The sequence below is a fragment of the Paenibacillus sp. 32O-W genome (assembly GCF_007679495.1).
GTDB lineage: Bacteria > Bacillota > Bacilli > Paenibacillales > NBRC-103111 > Paenibacillus_L > Paenibacillus_L residui.
Map to the genome: position 1 here is coordinate 1 of NZ_VEGP01000182.1, position 407 is coordinate 407.

The 407-nt window shown below is 48.6% G+C and carries 1 protein-coding gene; it reads right to left on the reverse strand.

All coding sequences use genetic code 11. The features are described 5' to 3' along the window. A partial coding sequence (locus FS806_RS25360; RefSeq protein WP_144942132.1) for a transposase occupies positions 1-228 on the reverse strand: 228 nt, incomplete at its 3' end. Between the last annotated feature and the right edge of the window lie 179 nt (positions 229-407).

The following is a 407-nucleotide window of genomic DNA, read 5'->3' on the forward strand; positions in this document are numbered from 1 at the left end:
CCACGTGAGCCGAAGGGATTCCAGCGACCAAGCGGAGGAACGGAAGAAATGGATCAGCGTCTCGTAGCCACGCGGATGCAAGGAGAGATCCCGGATCAGGGTCGTCATCCCCAGATGATCGGTGCGCAGCATCAAACCGACAATGATGACAACGAACCACTCGAAAGTGGCGGTTCGGGAAAAGCAAGCTCGGAATGCAGACAGGACTTCATTCAGAAATTTCAGCATCGTATGGTCAATCGCGACGAAATCGGGTAAACTAATAGAGTAACCCTTTCTGCGATCTGATCTCCTTTCTGGCTTAGGAACCTTAAGGATATCATTCGCCAGATTGGGTTACTTTTCCTGTATGCACCTTTAACCTTTATTCCCATGAATTTTTCGACAAGAACTTTTCACTGTCCAGT